At 71.6% G+C, this 16,172-nt stretch carries 15 protein-coding genes; 9 read left to right on the plus strand and 6 right to left on the minus strand.

All coding sequences use genetic code 11. From position 1 onward, the window contains the following. The first annotated feature begins 129 nt into the window (after window positions 1–129). The 3 genes from OG430_RS38825 to OG430_RS38835 all read left to right on the plus strand — a co-directional run bounded on the left by OG430_RS38825 (window position 130) and on the right by OG430_RS38835 (window position 2,540). The gene (locus OG430_RS38825) at window positions 130–1,116 is read left to right on the plus strand and encodes a hypothetical protein (RefSeq protein ID WP_327357345.1); all 987 of its coding nucleotides are present in this window, start codon (window positions 130–132) and stop codon (window positions 1,114–1,116) included. Window positions 1,117–1,284: 168 nt separating this feature from the next. Next, window positions 1,285–1,830, plus strand: a complete 546-nt coding sequence (locus tag OG430_RS38830) for a helix-turn-helix domain-containing protein (protein WP_327357347.1) — start codon at window positions 1,285–1,287, stop codon at window positions 1,828–1,830. Beyond that, a complete protein-coding gene (locus OG430_RS38835) occupies window positions 1,827–2,540 on the plus strand; it encodes a helical backbone metal receptor (protein ID WP_327357349.1) in 714 nt (237 codons plus the stop codon). The genes OG430_RS38830 and OG430_RS38835 overlap by 4 nt, the downstream gene beginning before the upstream one ends. An 18-nt stretch (window positions 2,541–2,558) precedes the next feature. Here OG430_RS38835 and OG430_RS38840 read toward each other — a convergent pair whose 3' ends face one another. Both OG430_RS38840 and OG430_RS38845 read right to left on the minus strand, forming a co-directional pair. Next, complete coding sequence (locus tag OG430_RS38840) at window positions 2,559–3,632, minus strand: TDT family transporter (protein ID WP_327359427.1); 1,074 nt, start codon at window positions 3,630–3,632, stop codon at window positions 2,559–2,561. Between the two features lie 170 nt (window positions 3,633–3,802). Next, the gene (locus OG430_RS38845; protein WP_327357350.1) at window positions 3,803–4,318 is read right to left on the minus strand and encodes a GNAT family N-acetyltransferase; all 516 of its coding nucleotides are present in this window, start codon (window positions 4,316–4,318) and stop codon (window positions 3,803–3,805) included. 70 nt (window positions 4,319–4,388) lie between these two features. Between OG430_RS38845 and OG430_RS38850 the strand changes: the two genes are divergently transcribed. Next, window positions 4,389–5,381 carry an aminoglycoside phosphotransferase family protein gene (locus OG430_RS38850; RefSeq protein ID WP_327357351.1) on the plus strand — a complete coding sequence of 331 codons (993 nt, stop codon included), beginning with the start codon at window positions 4,389–4,391 and terminating at the stop codon, window positions 5,379–5,381. On the opposite strand, the gene OG430_RS38855 is transcribed toward OG430_RS38850, so the two are convergent. The 3 genes from OG430_RS38855 to OG430_RS38865 all read right to left on the minus strand — a co-directional run bounded on the left by OG430_RS38855 (window position 5,350) and on the right by OG430_RS38865 (window position 8,397). Continuing rightward, window positions 5,350–6,042 (minus strand): gamma-glutamyl-gamma-aminobutyrate hydrolase family protein, encoded by a 693-nt coding sequence (locus OG430_RS38855; RefSeq protein WP_327357352.1) that lies wholly within the window; start codon window positions 6,040–6,042, stop codon window positions 5,350–5,352. The genes OG430_RS38850 and OG430_RS38855 overlap by 32 nt on opposite strands. 19 nt (window positions 6,043–6,061) lie before the next feature. Continuing rightward, entirely contained in the window at window positions 6,062–7,522 is a 1,461-nt protein-coding gene (gene eat, locus OG430_RS38860) for an ethanolamine permease (RefSeq protein ID WP_327357353.1), read from the minus strand. A gap of 131 nt (window positions 7,523–7,653) precedes the next feature. Then, a complete protein-coding gene (locus tag OG430_RS38865; RefSeq protein ID WP_327357354.1) occupies window positions 7,654–8,397 on the minus strand; it encodes a FadR/GntR family transcriptional regulator in 744 nt (247 codons plus the stop codon). A gap of 76 nt (window positions 8,398–8,473) precedes the next feature. On the opposite strand from OG430_RS38865, the gene OG430_RS38870 reads away from it, so the two are divergent. The 5 genes from OG430_RS38870 to OG430_RS38890 all read left to right on the plus strand — a co-directional run bounded on the left by OG430_RS38870 (window position 8,474) and on the right by OG430_RS38890 (window position 14,384). Next, window positions 8,474–9,844, plus strand: coding sequence for a glutamine synthetase family protein (locus tag OG430_RS38870; RefSeq protein WP_327357355.1), 1,371 nt, complete (start codon window positions 8,474–8,476; stop codon window positions 9,842–9,844). An 8-nt stretch (window positions 9,845–9,852) separates the two neighbouring features. Then, window positions 9,853–11,202 (plus strand): aldehyde dehydrogenase family protein, encoded by a 1,350-nt coding sequence (locus tag OG430_RS38875; protein ID WP_327357356.1) that lies wholly within the window; start codon window positions 9,853–9,855, stop codon window positions 11,200–11,202. A gap of 7 nt (window positions 11,203–11,209) precedes the next feature. Beyond that, a complete protein-coding gene (locus OG430_RS38880) occupies window positions 11,210–11,992 on the plus strand; it encodes a 3-oxoacyl-ACP reductase (protein WP_327357357.1) in 783 nt (260 codons plus the stop codon). Between the two features lie 204 nt (window positions 11,993–12,196). Further along, the gene (locus OG430_RS38885; protein WP_327357358.1) at window positions 12,197–13,462 is read left to right on the plus strand and encodes an HAD family hydrolase; all 1,266 of its coding nucleotides are present in this window, start codon (window positions 12,197–12,199) and stop codon (window positions 13,460–13,462) included. 28 nt (window positions 13,463–13,490) lie between these two features. Then, entirely contained in the window at window positions 13,491–14,384 is an 894-nt protein-coding gene (locus OG430_RS38890; RefSeq protein WP_327357359.1) for a DUF2510 domain-containing protein, read from the plus strand. A 186-nt stretch (window positions 14,385–14,570) separates the two neighbouring features. Here the strand turns inward: OG430_RS38890 and OG430_RS38895 are convergent, their stop codons facing one another. Then, window positions 14,571–15,773: an amino acid deaminase/aldolase gene (locus OG430_RS38895; protein WP_327357360.1), complete on the minus strand. Its 1,203-nt coding sequence runs from the start codon at window positions 15,771–15,773 to the stop codon at window positions 14,571–14,573. Window positions 15,774–16,172: the final 399 nt, after the last annotated feature.

A 16,172-nucleotide genomic window follows, 5' to 3' on the forward strand; every position in this document is an offset into this window, starting at 1 on the left:
GAAGCCCACCCCTCAGTCCTTTCCGGATCCCTTCACCTCTTCCTTACGCTCGACAGAGCCCCCCTTGCGTCCCCGCGCCCGCTCCTCGCGTGATGTCGCCCCGCTCCTTGCTCTTCGGAAATACGGTCTGTGTCTGCTCAGCCACGGCCCGCGCGCCAAGGCGCCGCGGCCACGCTCGTCCTCGCCCTGCTGCTCGCCCTCGGCCCGATCGGCAGCGCCGAAGCGGCCCCCTCCGTGGCGGCCCGCGTCGCCGCACTCGCCGGGGACGTACGAGAGGCCGACGGACACCTCTACGCGGCGGCCGACGACACCGGCCGCACCATGGACGCCGCGAAGATCACGCAGGCGCCGGACGGCAGCTATCTCGCGGTCTACCACTCGCTCCTCGCCGACGGACGCTTCCACGCGGCCGTCGCCACCTCCGACGACCTGCTGCACTGGACCCGCCGCCACGACTTCGGCCCCGGCACCCACCAGGCGTCCCTGGCCCGCGAGCCGGGCGGCGGCTATGTGCTCGCGTACGAGAAGGACCCGAACAACCACATAGCCGTACGCGGCTACCGCGACCTCGACGCCCTCCTCGCGGGCCGTGCCACCCGCGCGTACGACGCGCCCCGCACCCTCTCGCGCTGCGCCGAGGGCACCCCCACCGTGACAGCGGTCCACGACGGGACCGTCGAGCTCACCGGCCACTACAAGGACGGCTGCGTCCGCGACCGCCAACTCCGCGCCACGCTCACCGACTTCAGGACCTGGCAGGCCGCTCCCGACCATGCCCTCGACCGCGCCCTGCTGGTCCACGGCAACACCGGCAACATAGGTGGCCGCGATCCGGTCCGCCTGGACGGGAGCGATCTGCTCCTCATCGAGGGCCAGGGCCGGCGCGGCGACTTCGGCACCTGGCGCACCTATGTGTACGACGCCGAGCACGGCACCGCCGACCGCCTCGGCATCCGCACCCACGGCGGCAGCCAGGCCTTCGCCAACCCGTCCGCCACCCTCATCGCCGCACCGGACGGCCAACCCGCCCTGCTCATGAGCGTGTTCGTGCCCAGCGAGGGTTCGGCACCGGGCGAGGCGGGGCAGCTCTTGTACTGGCGCACGTTGCGCGGCTAGGTCGCGTTCGGACCCATCCGCACAGGACTTTGCTCCGATTCACGTTCACCGGCTGCCCCGATCGGGCAATCGGGCAGCAGAGCAGTTGACAGGGCGCGGACGCCCCGCCTTGCGTAGGGTGCAGACAACACTCATCGCAACGGCACGCACATAAGGGGGGACCTGAGCATGGACGACAAGGAATCCGTCCGGGTCGGCGTGGCCATCCGGCGCCGCCGCCGGGCGCTGAGCCTGACGCTCGCCGCGGTCTCCGGGCGCAGCGGCCTGTCCGTGCCCTTCCTGAGCCAGATCGAGAACGAACGCGCGCGGCCCAGCAGCAACTCCCTGGAGCGCGTGGCCGACGCCCTCGGCACCACCGCCGTCGAGCTGCTCTCCGCCGCGGACGCCGAGCGTATCGTCGAGGTGGTGCGCGCCGACCACTCGGACAACCCGCCGGGCACCAGGAACCTCATCAAGGGCCAGCACCAGCTGCACGCCCTGGAGTTCCTCGGCGACCACGACTCGGGCCGTGAATTCCAGCACCGCAACGACGAGTTGATGTACGTCGCCGAAGGCGCCGTCGAGGTCGAGGCGGACGGCACCGCCTACCGCCTGGCGCGTGGCGACTCGCTGTTCCTGTCCGGCGGAGTGCGCCACCGCTGGCGGGCCGCCGTGCCCGACACCCGCGTGCTGATCGTGGCGGTCGCCGAGCACATCAAGGCCGAGCCGGAGTGAAGGTCGTCTCGCTGGTCCCGTCGCTCACCGAGGCGGTGGCGGCCAGTGCGCCCGACCTCCTCGCCGGGGTCACCGACTGGTGCAGCCATCCGGCGGAGCTCGACGTCCCCCGTGTAGGTGGCACCAAGAACCCCGACGTCGCCCGCATCATCGCCCTCGCCCCCGATCTGGTGATCGCCAACGAGGAGGAGAACCGGGAACCCGACCTCGCCGCGCTGCGCGCCGCCGGCCTGGACGTCCTGGTCACCGAGATCCGGACGCTGCCGGACGCCTTCCGCGAACTGGAGCGCGTTCTCGTACGCGGCTGCCGGCTCGCCCGTCCGCAGTGGCTGGCCGAGGCCGAGGCGGCCTGGCGGGACCTTCCGGCCCCGCCCCCGGCAGCGCGTCGGCAGGCGATCGTGCCGATCTGGCGCAAGCCCTGGATGGTGCTCGGCCGCGACACCTTCGCGGGCGATCTGCTGGCGCGGCTCGGCGTGGACAACGTATACGCGTCGCATCCCGAGCGGTATCCGCGCATCGCCCTGGACGAGCTGCGGGCGGCCGGCCCGGATCTGGTCGTGCTGCCCGACGAGCCCTACCGCTTCACCGTGGACGACGGCCCGGAGGCCTTTCCCGGGGTGCGCTGCGCGTTGCTGAGCGGGCGCCATCTGACGTGGTACGGGCCGTCGTTGGCGCAGGCGCCCCAGGTGCTCGGCGCGGCGCTGGGGTGAGCCGGAGCCGGAGCCGGCTCAGCGAGGTGCGGGCGCGGGCGCCGCGAGCAACCGTCCGCTGACCAGCCCGCGCAGCGTCTGCACGCCCGCCACCGCCCAGGCCCCGACCAGGAACACGAACAGCGCGACCGCCAGCCACTTGAAGGCCACGAGACCGGTGTGCGCGGCCAGCCCCTCCGCGCCCGTGACGCAGGTGCCGACGGGGAAGGTGAACGCCCACCAGGTCATCGCGAAGCCCATGCCGTTCTTCCGCGCCCGGCGCACCATCGCACCCGCGAGGGCGAGCCACATCAGGGCGAAGCCCATCACCGGCACCCCGTAGAGCACCGCGAAGGCGGTGAAGCTCTGGGCGTAGGGGGCCTGGATCGCGGTGGGGGCGACGTCGGCGAACTTGTTGGCCGCGGTGGTCGACTGACCCAGGGGGCCGAGGACCAGGAACAGGGTGGGGGTGAGGGGGAGCGGCAGCGCGGGACCGGTGACCAGACGGGCGAAGATCAGCGGCAGCATCACCAGGGTCGCCATCAGGCTCAGACCGAACATCGCGACGCACGCGAGCACCATGGTCTGCTGCCACTGCCCGGCGGGAAGGTGGGGGACGAGCAGGGGACCGACGGCGGCGGACACCATCGGGGCGACCACCGGAAGCAGCCACACGGGGGAGGCGTCACCGGGTTTGACCTCGTGCTTCACGACCATCAGGTACGGGATCGCGACGGCGGCGACCAGACCCACCAGGGTGCCCGCGGTGAAGAGCACGGCGTCCACGGCGATCGCCGCGCGCAGCCCGATCCAGTCCTGGCCCACGAGCATGGTGCCGGCACCGACCGCGAGCAGGGCCATCGACAGACAGCCGTAGAACGGGGCGACGGCCGGGTCGTCCAGATGCGCCTTGGCCTGGTCGCGGTGGCGCACCCAGTGCACGGCCCGCGCCGAGAGCAGGGCGAGGAGCATCAGCCCCGACAGGGCCCAGACCACCGTGCACGCGGTACGCAGCCCCGGAACGTGCACCGGGAGCGTGGCACCGGCGTTCGCGATGATCGCCGTGCCCATGACGGAGGCGTACCAGTTGGGGCCCAGGTGCCGCACGGACATGGCGGCGGCGGAGGCCCGGTCCTCGAGGGTCTGCAGCTTGATGCGTGCGGGGGTGTGCGCGTGGGTGGAGGCCATGACTCAAAGGTCTCTCCGTTGCACCGCCCGCACCACGGGAGACTCGTTTATGAGGTCATAAACGGGGTTTATGGGCGGGGTTCATGAGCCGGGTTTCAGCAGGTCAGCTCCTTGCGGAAGCAGACGCGGTCCTCACCCGGCCCGTCGTGGTCGCTGTGCACCGGTACGCCGTCGGCCTCGCGGTCGCCCGGCTCCAGGAGGAACCCCAGGGACCGGTGGAAGGCGATCGACCCCGCATTCCCCGGCGACGTGATCGCCCGCACCCGGGTCCGTCCCGCCGCGGCCGCCCGCGCGAAGAACGCGCCGTACAGCCGCCGCCCCACCCCCTGCCCGCGCAGGGCGGGATCCACGCCCACGAAGTGGATGTACGCCTCGTCCGCCCGGTCGGCCGAGTGGAACCCGACCAGGAAGGCCTCGATCCGCGCCCCGTCCGGCCCGCGTTCGCCTTCGAGGACCAGACTGGTGCCCGCGAAGCACTGCAGGAACAGCCGGGGCAGCAGCAGCGACAGCGCCCGCGCCTCGTCCGGAGTCCGCGAGTCACCCCACCACTCCTGTACGCGGCCGACGATCGCCCCGTGATCACCTTCGCGTGCCGCGCGCAGCTCGGCCATGCCGCGTCCGCCCTTCCTGCCCTCGGGAAACCGGTGGCCCACACCGTACGCGCGCGTGCAGGATCGGGGCATGCCCCGACCCCGCCCCAGCCCCGAGACACCGGCCCAGGTGATCCCGCCCGCGACCGGCGCACGCGCCCCGTGGGAGGACCTTCCCGCCTCTGTCAGGGACGCCGTCGTCGAGTTGGTCGGCGCGCCCGTCGTGGAAGCGGTCACGCAGAGCGGCGGATTCTCGCCCGGCGTCGCGGCGCGGCTGCGGCTCGCGGACGGGCGGCGGGTCTTCGTCAAGGCGGTGAGCGCCGAGGCCAACGCGCAGAGCCCGCACATGCACCGCGCCGAGGCCCGCAACGCCGCCGCGCTGCCGGAGAGCGTTCCCGCCCCGGCGTTCCTCGGCAGTCACGACGACGGCACCTGGGTCGCCCTCGCCTTCGAGGACGTGGCGGGTCGCCAGCCTCAAATGCCTTGGCAGAGTGATGAGTTGCGCAGAGTGCTCGATGCGGTGGCCGGGCTCGGGCGGGCGCTCACCCCGTCGCCATTGCCCGCCCCGCACGCAGTTGAGCGTCTCGCCGGGGCGTTCGGCGGCTGGCAGCGCATGCTCGACGCCGGGGACGACGGAGCCGGGCTCGACCCCTGGACCCGCCGCAACCTGCCGGCGCTGGCCGAACTCGCCGCCGGCTGGCCGGACGCGACGGCCGGGGACACCCTGGCGCACGGCGATCTGCGGGCCGACAACATGCTGCTCACCGACGACGGCCGCGTCGTCTTCGTGGACTGGCCGCATGCCATGCGGGCGACGCCCTGGTTCGACCTGCTCGCGATGCTGCCGTGCGTGCGCGCCCAGGGCGGCCCCGACCCGGAGGCCCTGTTCGCCGTGCACCCGCTGGCCGAAGGAGCGGACCCGGATGCCGTGACGGTGACCCTGGCCGCGCTGGCCGGCTACTTCGTACGGCAGTCCCGGCAGCCCGCACCGCCGGGCCTGCCGACCGTGCGGGCCTTTCAGGGCGCCCAGGGCGTGACCGCCCTCGACTGGCTCAGGAAGCGGCTCGGACCAGCGCTTGCATGACCCGTAGGTCCTGGCCCATCTCCGGATGCCACTGCACGCCCAACACCCAGTCGTCGCCGGGGAGTTCGATTGCCTCCACCGTGCCGTCCGCGGCGTACGCGCACGCCGCCAGGCCCTCGCCGAGTCGGTCGACGGCTTGGTGGTGGTAGGTCGGCACGGTGTCCTCGGACGGGACGATCGAGGCGTAGCGGGTGCCGGGCACCGGCTTGACCGGGTGGGCGCCGAAGGCGCCCTTCTGGCCGTCCGGGCCGATGTGGCCGTCGAGGTGCTGGACCAGGGTGCCGCCGAGCGCGACGTTGAGGAGCTGCATGCCGCGGCAGATGCCGAGCAGCGGGGTGCCCGACTCCAACGCCGCCCGGATCAGGGCGAGTTCCCAGGTGTCGCGTTCGCGCGCCGGCGGCCCGGTGCGCGGGTCGGGCGCGGCGTCGTACCGTACCGGCTCGACATCCGGACCGCCCGCGACGACCACGGCGTCGAGGCGGGCGACCACCGACGCGGCGTACGACGGATCGTCCGGCGGCAGCATGGCCGCGATGCCCCCCGCCGCCTGCACGAGCCGGGGATACCCGGCCGGAAGCAGCGCGGCGGGCAGCCGCCACACGCCCCAGCCGACCTCGGATTCGAGGTACGTACTGACACCGATCAGCGGCCTGCCCACCACGTGCTGCTCCTTACCGGGGTTAGTTGCGTTCCAGCTCTGCCTCGGCCGCGGCGAGTGCCGCGAACTCCTCCTCCGGTGCCTTCGCCACCAAGTGCTTGCGGCTGTAGAACCCGAAGTAGGCGATCGCCACCACGTACACGCACAGCGCGATGACGGCGGCCTTCACGTCGACCAGGAAGGTCGCCACCAGCGCCGAGCACGCCAGGACCAGCGCGATCGAGGAAGTGATGATGCCGCCCGGAGTACGGTACGGCCGCTCCAGGCCCGGTTCGCGGCGGCGCAGCACGATGTGTGACAGGGACATCAGGGCGTACGAAATGGTCGCGCCGAAGACCGCGACGTTCAGCATGAGCGCCCCGTCACCGGTCGACGCGGCGAGCGCGAAACCGATGGCGCCGGGCACGATGAGGCCCAGGTAGGGCGCCTTGCGGCGGCTGGTCAGGGAGAGGAAGCGGGGGAGGTAGCCCGCCCGGGAGAGCGCGAACAGCTGGCGCGAACCGGCGAAGATGAGGGAGAAGAACGAGGCCACCAGGCCTGCGAGCCCGGCGTAGTTGATGACGCGGCTGAGGCCCGTCGCCTTGCCGTCCGGCTGCAGCGCCTCGACCAGCGGGTTGTCCGCCGCCTTGATGGCCTCGGAGCCGCGCGCGCCGGCCGAGATGAAGAGGGTCAGCACCGCGAGCACCACGAGGATCGCCATGGACCAGCGGATCGCCTTGGGCAGCGTACGGACCGGATCCCGGGTCTCCTCGGCCGCGAGCGGCACCCCCTCGACGCCGAGGAAGAACCACATGCCGAACGGGAACGCCGCCCAGATGCCCAATACCCCGTACGGCAGCCAGGAATTGGAGCCGAATGCGCCGGTGTCGACCTTGATGTCGTTGAGTGAGGAAGCGTCGAACTCGGTGACCGCGCCGACCGCGAAGATGAGCAGCGCCGCCACCGCGATGCCCGTCACGAGGAAGCTGAAGCGCAGCGCCTCGCCGACGCCCCACAGGTGGATGCCGATGAAGAGGACGAAGCAGACGAGATAGACCGGCCAGCCCGATGTCAGGCCGAACAGGCCGAGCGATTCGACGTAGCCGCCGATGAAGATGGAGATCGCGGCGGGCGCGAGGACGTACTCGATGAGGATCGCGGTGCCGGTGAGGAAGCCGCCCCAGGGGCCGAGCGCGCGCCGTGCGAAGCCGTAGCCGCCGCCCGCCGTGGGCAGGATCGAGGACAGCTCGGCGAGCGAGAAGACCATGCAGACGTACATGACGCCCATGAGGACGGTCGCGATCGCGAGCCCGCCGAAACCGCCCTCCTTCAGGCCGAAGTTCCAGCCGGAGAAGTCGCCGGAGACGACATACGCGACGCCGAGGCCCGTGAGCAGCAGCCAGCCCGCACTGCCGCGCCGCAGCGCGCGCTTCTCCAGATAGTCGTCCCCGGGGCCGCCGGGTGGTCCGCCGGGCTTGCTGCTTTCCGGTCGTGCTTGCGTCATGGCAGGGGCTCCCGCGTCAGCCGACGGTTCAATGGAATGGAGCCATACCTTTGCGGTGCGGGCGGCGGTAAGGCAAGACCCGTGCGTTACTTTCGAGTTACGGCCACCGGTTGCGAGCCGGGGATGCCGGGCTATGCCAGGAATCCCCGCAGCAGCGCCGCCGTCCCCGCGCAGTGCTCCCGCATCGCCGCCCGTGCCGCGTCCGGGTCGCCCTCCAGGACGGCGTCGACGAGCGCGGCGTGCTGTTGCTGGGAGTGCTCCAAGTTGCGTACGAGCAGCGGGATGCAGTCGAGCAGGTCGTTCACCTTGGCCCGGACGGCCGCGTACTGCGAGGTCAGTGTCGGGGAACCGGCCAGTTCCGCGAGCGTGAGATGGAACAGCGTGTCCCGGCGGCGGTAGTCGCCGAGCGGTGCGTCCTGGGTCGCGGCGAGCGCCGCGAGGAGGCGTTCCTGCTGGTCGGAGTCGAGGCCCTGGGCCGCGCACAGTTCGGCCGCGCCGCCTTCGAGCACGTCGCGGAAGCGCAGCACGTCCTCCAGATCCACCCCTTCGAGGCGGCGCCGCAACTCGTCCTCGCCGGGCACCTCGGCCCGTACGCGCACGAACGTTCCGCCGTACCGGCCGCGCCTGCTCTCCACCAGACCCTGGTCCTGCAGCACCTTGAGCACTTCGCGCAGCGTCACCCGGCTGATGCCCAGCTGCTCCGCCAACTCCCGCTCCGCGGGCAGCCGTTCACCGGCCGGCACCAGGCCGAGCCGCACCACCTGGAGGATCTGTTCCAGGGCCTCCTCGAAGCCGTTCCCGGCGCGCACGGGGCGCAGCACCTGCGTCAGACGGCCGACGTCGCCGGAACCTTCGACACCCTCAACTGTCGCCATGCCGCGATTCCCCCTTCCCAAGGAATGGTCTGCGGCAATACCTTATGGCCTCCGGACCGCCTTAGGAGGATTCCCCGTGGCAGACCGCACAGCCCCGCTGGGCGTCGAGGAGCTGCGTGCCCTCGTCGCGAGCGGTGAGATCGACACAGTCGTCCTGGCCTTCCCCGACATGCAGGGGCGGTTGCAGGGCAAGCGGTTCGCCGCCCCGTTCTTCCTCGACGAGGTCCTCGAGCACGGCACCGAGGGCTGCAACTACCTGCTCGCCGTGGACGCCGACATGAACACCGTCGACGGCTACGAGATGTCCAGCTGGGACCGCGGCTACGGCGACTTCGCCATGCGCCCCGACCTGACCACGCTGCGCCGCGTCCCCTGGAACGAGGGCACCGCGATGCTGATCGCGGACCTCGCCTGGAACGACGGCTCACCCGTGGTCGCCGCGCCCCGGCAGATCCTGCGCCGCCAACTGGAGCGCCTCGCCGAGCTCGGCTACGCGGCGATGGTGGGGACCGAGCTCGAGTTCATCGTGTTCAAGGACTCGTACGAGGAGGCCTGGGACCGCAACTACCGCGATCTGATCCCGGCCAACCAGTACAACATCGACTACTCCGTCCTCGGCACCGGCCGCATCGAGCCCCTGCTGCGCCGCATCCGCAACGAGATGGGCGCCGCCGGCCTCACCGTCGAGTCCGCCAAGGGCGAGTGCAACCCCGGCCAGCACGAGATCGCCTTCAAGTACGACGAGGCCCTCGTCACCTGCGACCAGCACGCCATCTACAAGACGGGCTCCAAGGAGATCGCCGCCCAGGAGGGCGTCTCGCTCACCTTCATGGCGAAGTACAACGAGCGCGAGGGCAACTCCTGCCACATCCACCTCTCGCTCGCCGACGCCGACGGCACCAACGTCATGGCGGGCTCGCACGACGACCCGGGCGGCATGTCCCCGGTGATGCGGCACTTCCTCGCCGGACAACTGGCGGCGCTCAGGGACTTCTCGCTCCTCTACGCCCCCAACATCAACTCGTACAAGCGGTTCCAGCCCGGCTCCTTCGCCCCGACCGCCGTCGCCTGGGGCTACGACAACCGGACCTGTTCGCTGCGCGTCGTCGGCCACGGCCGCTCGATGCGCTTCGAGAACCGGCTCCCCGGCGGCGACGTCAACCCGCACCTCGCGGTCGCGGGTCTGGTGGCCGCGGGCCTGTACGGCATAGAGCACAAGCTCGAACTCCCCGAGGTCTGCGAGGGCAACGCCTACACCGCCGAGTACGAGCACGTCCCCACCACCCTGCGCGAGGCCGCCGAGCTCTGGGAGAACAGCCCCATCGCCAAGGCCGCCTTCGGTGCCGAAGTGGTCGCGCACTACCGCAACATGGCGCGGGTCGAACTGGACGCCTTCGACGCCGCGGTGACCGACTGGGAGCTCCGCCGCTCCTTCGAACGCATGTGAGGAACGCTTTGCTCAAGGTACTGAACCCGGCGACCGAGGAGGTCGTCGCGACCGTTCCCGCCGCCGACGCGGGCGAGGTCGACCGGGCGGTGGCGCGGGCCGTCGCCGTCCAGGAGACCTGGGCGCGCACGGCCCCCGCCGACCGGGCCCGGCTCCTGCGCCGCTTCGCCGACACGGTCGACGCCCACGTCGAGGAACTGGCCGCGCTGGAAGTCCGCGAGGCCGGACACCTCATCGGCAATGCCCGCTGGGAGGTCGGCAACGTACGGGATCTCCTGCTGTACGCGGCCGGGGGAGCCGAACGCATCAACGGCGCGCAGATCCCGGTCCCGGGCGGCTGGAACGTCACCTTCCGGGAACCCCTCGGCGTGGTCGGTGTGATCGCCCCCTGGAACTTCCCGATGCCCATCGCGGCCTGGGGCTTCGCGCCCGCACTCGCCGCGGGCAACGCGGTCGTCCTGAAGCCGGCCGAGACGACCCCGCTCACCGCGCTCCGGCTGGCCGAACTCGCCCTGGAGGCAGGGCTTCCCGAGCATCTCTTCCAGGTCCTCCCGGGGCTCGGGAGCGTCGCGGGCCGCGCCCTGGTCGACCACCCGTCCGTCGCGAAGGTCGTCTTCACCGGTTCGACCCGCACCGGGCGTGAGGTGATGGAGCGCTGCGCCGCGCAGGTCAAGCCCGTCACCCTGGAGCTCGGCGGCAAGAGCCCGAACGTCGTCTTCGCCGACGCGGATCTGGTGAAGGCCGCCGACCCGTTCGCCTTCCTCGACAACTCCGGGCAGGACTGCTGCGCCCGCACCCGGATCCTCGTACAGGAATCGGTGTACGAGGAGTACAGCGCGCTCCTCGCCGAGGCGGTGCGCGCGGTCGTCGTGGGCGACCCGGCGGACGAGAAGACCCAGATGGGCCCGCTCATCTCCCGCCAACAGCTCGACCGGGTACGCGAGTTCGTGCCGGACGACGCCCCCGCCATCCGGGGCGAAGCCCCGGACGGACCCGGCTTCTGGTTCCCGCCGACCGTGCTCACCGGCGAGGCGCCGGACAGCCCCGCGGCGGTCGAGGAGATCTTCGGCCCGGTCGCGGTGCTGCTGCCCTTCCGGGACGAGGAGGACGCGGTACGCCTGGCCAACGCGACCCCGTACGGCCTCTCGGGCTCCATCTGGACCCGTGACGTCGGCCGTGCGCTGCGCGTCTCGGGTGCGGTGGCGGCGGGCAACCTGTCCGTCAACTCGCACTCCAGCGTGCGCTATTGGACCCCCTTCGGCGGCTACAAGCAGTCGGGTCTGGGCCGTGAGCTCGGCCCCGACGCCCTCGCCGCCTTCACCGAAACCAAGAACGTCTTCATCAGCACGGAGGCCTGAGCCAGTCATGACCGAACAGAACGTTTGCCGCCGCCTCGTCGGCCGCACCGCCGTCATCACCGGAGCCGGCAGCGGCATCGGCCTGGCCACCGCGCGACGCCTCGCCTCCGAGGGCGCGAACGTCGTCTGCGGCGACATCGACGACACCGCGGGCAAGGCGGCCGCGGAGGAGGTCGGCGGCACCTTCGTGAAGGTCGACGTCACCGACCAGGAGCAGGTCGAGGCGCTCTTCAAGACCGCGTACGACACCTACGGCAGCGTCGACATCGCCTTCAACAACGCGGGCATCTCGCCGCCCGACGACGACTCCATCCTGGAGACGGGCCTGGAGGCGTGGAAGCGCGTCCAGGAGGTCAACCTCACGTCTGTGTACCTGTGCTGCAAGGCGGCCATCCCCTACATGCGCTCGCAGGGGCGGGGCTCCATCATCAACACGGCGTCGTTCGTGGCGCGGATGGGTGCGGCGACCTCTCAGATCTCGTACACGGCGTCCAAGGGCGGGGTGCTCGCGATGTCGCGTGAGCTGGGCGTGCAGTTCGCCCGCGAGGGCATCCGGGTCAACGCGTTGTGCCCGGGGCCGGTCAACACCCCGCTCCTGCAGGAACTCTTCGCGAAGGACCCTGAGCGTGCCGCTCGGCGCCTGGTCCACATTCCGGTCGGACGGTTCGCCGAGGCGGACGAGATCGCCGCTGCCGTAGCTTTCCTGGCGAGCGACGACTCCTCGTTCGTGAATGCGACGGACTTCCTGGTGGACGGCGGCATCGCGGGCGCGTACGTCACGCCGGTCTAGGTCCATTCATTCCCCACCCCGCCCCTTCCCGAAAGGCTGCCGCCGGCTTCAACGACGGTCACTGATGTCCTCAAACGCCGGACGGGCTGATTCATGGCTGATGAATCAGCCCGTCCGGCGTTTGAGGACACCGCCCGCAGGGCGGAAGGCGGCGCAGCCTTACGGGAAGGGGCGGGGTGGGGGACAAATCATTAGGAGAACCCCATGAGACCCAAGCGTTACTGGCTCGCCGCAGCCACCGCGCTCGCCTTCGCCGCAGGCATCCTCGCCACGGCCCAGGCAGCCGACGCCAAGCCGGACGACCCGTGCCCCACACTCACCATCGACCAGGGCTGGTACGGCAAGAACAAGGCCCAACTCGACGAGCTGATAGCCGAGTACGGCAAGTGCGGCAAGACCCCGCGCAAGGGCGGCAAGCCCGTGGCCGTCTTCGACTGGGACAACACCGTCATCAAGAATGACGTCGGCGACGCCACGATGTACTGGCTGCTCCGCAACGACAAGCTCCGCACCCCACCCGCAGGCGACTGGAAGCGCACCAGCCGCTACCTCACCGCGGAAGCCGCCGACGCCCTGGGCAAGGCCTGTGCCCAGGCCGCACGCACCCTGCCCACCAGCACGGACGTGCCCTGCGCCGACGAAATCCTCGCCGTCTACGCCGAAGGCGAGACCACCACCGGCGAGACGGCCTTCGCAGGCTTCGACCACCGCCGCATGGAGCCCCAGTACGCCTGGCTCGCCCAGCTCCTGCAGGGCTGGACCCCGACGCAGGTCAAGGGATTCGCGGCACAGGCCAGGCAAGAGAACCTGGCCGCCCCGATCGGCGCGGAGCAGCAGGTCGGCACCGGCAAGGTGACCGGCTGGGTGCGCTACTACGACCAACAGCGCGACCTCATCCGTACGTTGAAGAAGGCCGGCTTCGACGTATGGATCGCCTCCGCCTCGCCCGAGCCCGTCGTCGACGTCTGGGCGCGCGGCGTCGGCATCAAGGCCTCGCACGCCATCGGCATCCGCAACGTCACCGCGCACGGCCGGCTCACCGAGCACCTCCAGGGCTGCGGCACGGTCGAGGACGGCGACGACGCGATGATCACGTACATCGACGGGAAGCGTTGCTGGATCAACCAGGAGATCTTCGGAGTCGAGGGGCCCGCCGCCGAGAAGCTCCAACCCGCAGGCAAACGACAGGTGTTCGCGGCCGGCGACTCCGACACCGACATCACCTTCCTACGCGATGCCACCGCCCTGCGCCTTGTCCTGAACCGCAACAAGAACGAGCTGATGTGCCGCGCGTACGACAACAGCGACGGCCGCTGGATCGTCAACCCGATGTTCCTCCAGCCGAAGAAGCAGAAGGCCGACCCGTACCCGTGCGCCAGCACCGGGTACACCGAGCCCGACGGCACCGCGGCGCCGGTCCGGCGCGCTGACGGCAGCGTGGTGCCCGACCAGCGGGACTCGGTGTACTGAGCCGAATGCGACCGCCTAGGGTGGCCCGATGAGCATGTCGACCCCACCCGGCTGGTACCCGGACCCGTCGGTGCCGTCCCTCGAACGCTGGTGGGACGGCACCACGTGGACCGAGCACAGCCGGTCCCCGCAGCAGGCCCAGGCGCAGGCGCCGCAGCACTACCCGCAGCCCGCGCCCGCCGGGCCCGTCGAGCCGGGCGGCTCCCGCGGCCTGGCGAAGGTCCTCGCGCCCGCCGTGGCGGGGGTCGTCCTGGTCGCGGCGATCGTCACGGGCGTCGTCGTCCTCGGCAAGGACGGCGGCGGCACCGGCCCCGAGGCAGGCGGGGAGAGCAGCAGCACGTCGGCCGGGCCGTCGACTTCGGCCTCGCCGTCCGCGTCCGAGGACGCCAAGCCGCAGGGCGACCCCAAGGTCCTGGACGACCAGCTCAACGGCATCACCCTGCCCATCCCCGACGGTTGGGGCGAGCCCGAGCTGAAGGTGGGCAAGGAGCTGGCCATGACCGTCGACGGCTACTACGACTGCCCCGGCGAGGGCTCGTTCTGCTACCGCGGCACGGTCACCACGCGCACCGCCACCGAGAGCGACGGCGACACCGCGAAGGAGGTCGCCGAGACGGACATCTCCAAGGCCGCGGGCGAGGCGTTCGACCGTGACTACATCGGCCGCAGGCCCTTCAACGGCATGAAGTCGCACAAGCAGGTCGACGCCGGCCCGGTCAAGGTGGCGGGCACCTCCGGGTATTTCGTGCGCTGGCAGGTCAAGACGGCGGACGGGCCCGGCGGTTACGCCCAGTCCCTGGCCTTCCCGTCGCCGCAGGGCAGCACCATGGTCGTGGTGCGCTTCGCCTTCGACGCCGGTCCGGACGGGCCGCCGCTCGACAAGATGGACGAGATCACGGCGGGCATCAAGGCGAGCCGCTGAGGCTCGCCACAGCCCGTAGGGCTAGGGCCTGTCCGGCGGATCTTCGCGGGCCCACGACGCCTGGCACGCACTCTCGCCGCACGCCCGAATCACCCAAGTACGTCCAGTACGAGGGCGATCCGGGCGCACGCCGAGAGCACGCACCAGACGCCGCGGGCTCTTCCGCGAAGATCCGCCGGACACGCCCTAGAGGAACGTGCGCCCTTCGCCGCGATACGTGGGCACGGTCGCCGTCACCCGGTCGCCCTCGATGAGCTGCAGGGTGTCGAACCGCTCGCACATCTCGCCGGCCTTCGCGTGCCGGAACCACACCTTGTCGCCGAGCAGCAGATCGTCGGCGGGCGCGCCGAGCAGCGGGGTCTGCACCTCGCCGGGGCCCTCCTGCGGGTCGTACGCGAGTCCCTCGGGCAGATACGGCACCGGCAGCCGGTCCGGTCCCGCCGCCCCCGACGCGGGGTAGCCGCCGCCGAGCACCGTCACCACGCCGACGCCCGGCCTGCGCACCACCGGCTGGGCGAAGAGGGCCGCCGGACGGCCGCTGAACGACGTGTAGTTGTCGAAGAGGCGCGGCAGGTACAGGCCGGAGCCGGCCGCGATCTCGGTGACCGCGTCCTCGGCGGCAGTGTGCTGCACACTGCCCGTGCCGCCGCCGTTGACGAACTCGAGGTCCGGCGCGACCGCCCGTACCGCGCGCACCACCTCGGCCCGGCGCGCGGCCAGTTCACGGCGGGCCGCGGACTGCATCAGGCGGATCGCGCGCGAGCGCACCGGACGTCCCGCGAGGGCGTCGCCGACACCGGCCACGTGACCCTCGTACGCCATGATCCCCACGAGCCGGAAGCCGGGCCTGCGCGCCACCGAGCGCGCCAGGTCCGCGACTTGGGCGGGAGAGTGCAGCGGCGAACGGCGCGCCCCGATGCGGATGCGCCCGCCGAGCAGCTTCAGCGCGGTGTCCAGCTCCAGGCAGACCCGGACCTCCTCGCGGCCGCCGTCCCGGGCGTCGTCGATGAGCTGGAGCTGCGCCGGGTCGTCGACCATCACGGTCACCGCGGCGGCGAGCTTGGGGTCGGCGGTCAGCTCGGCGAAACCGGCACGGTCCGCGGACGGGTAGGCGAGCAGGACGTCCTCGAAGCCCGAGCGGGCCAGCCACAGCGACTCGTCCAGCGTGAACGACATGATGCCCGCGAACCCGTCGCGCGCCAGGACCCGTTCGAGCAGCGCCCGGCAGCGTACGGACTTCGACGCCACCCGGATCGGCTTCCCGGCGGACCGGCGGACGAGATCGTCGGCGTTCGCGTCGAAGGCGTCGAGATCGACGATCGCGACGGGCGCGTCGAGGTGGGCGGTGGCCCGGTCGTAGCGGGCGCGGTCGGCTGCTCGGGCTGTCATGGCCGAAGCCTGCCAGACGCGATTACCCAAGGGTAGGGGGATGATCCGGACAGATCGCCCGACGGTGCGGGACTGGTTCCCGTCCGACCTGCACAAGCCCGTAGAGTGACGCGCACGCAAGGAAGGAACGGGCCTGTCCGCAAAGGTGATCGCGAAGCCGTCGCGCGAGGCCCGTGGTACGGAGCAGGCTCAGGAACGGGGGGTGGATGAGCACCGAAGCGCAGCGCGCATCCGTTCCGCCGCGTCCCTCCGCACCGCCTCCGCCGAACCCCGCCTCGCGCCTGCCGGACGAGCCGCCCGTACCGTCCGCCGAGCCCGCCGGGGCGAGCGCCGGTGTCCTGGAGGGTGAGCTGCCGCCCGAGGCGTCGCCACTTCCGCCCCGCGTGCCGCCGCGGCCTA

It is taken from the genome of Streptomyces sp. NBC_01304 (assembly GCF_035975855.1).
Lineage (GTDB): Bacteria > Actinomycetota > Actinomycetes > Streptomycetales > Streptomycetaceae > Streptomyces.